Annotated in this window: 1 protein-coding gene; it reads right to left on the bottom strand. The window is 33.3% G+C overall.

Features of this window, described 5'->3' with window-relative positions:
• Positions 1 to 58 precede the first annotated feature (58 nt).
• Positions 59 to 451, bottom strand: a 393-nt coding sequence (locus LS67_RS09505) for a TrbG/VirB9 family P-type conjugative transfer protein (RefSeq protein WP_161594501.1), incomplete at its 5' end; no start/stop codon positions are given.

Below are 451 nucleotides of genomic sequence, written 5' to 3'. Positions count from 1 at the left end.
CTTGCATAGGTAATACCCATACCTAAAAGTGCAAAAATTCCTATTCCCTTATAAACCATTATTTGCCTTTTTGTGCTTTCTCTCGCTCTATGCAAACATAGGCTTCACCGATTCGTATGGTAAATTTATCTGCTACGGTTTCAGCAATAACAAAATCTCCTATAACTCTAGTTTCTATTGGAGAATCTTGTTTATCTACTACAACATATACGCTAGGAATTTGAGGATAGCGTGTTTTGTCGTATTTGAAAAAAGTATAGTTGTTATCGCTAAAGACTTCTTCAGGCATAAGCCAAGTGTTTTGTTTTTTTGCTTTTATCTTGTATCTCTTATATACTTCTTTCTTTTTCACTCTTAGCTTATTAATACCTTCTTCTACATAAAAATACTCATCAAAAAATGGGTCTTTGCTCTTCTCTATGGTGGTGCGTTTATCTTTTACAAACACAAC

It is taken from the genome of Helicobacter sp. MIT 03-1616, assembly GCF_000765685.2.
GTDB classification, from domain to species: Bacteria; Campylobacterota; Campylobacteria; order Campylobacterales; family Helicobacteraceae; genus Helicobacter_C; species Helicobacter_C typhlonius.
Note: the sequence above shows the minus strand (reverse complement) of the source record. Positions and strands in the feature narration are given on the sequence as shown.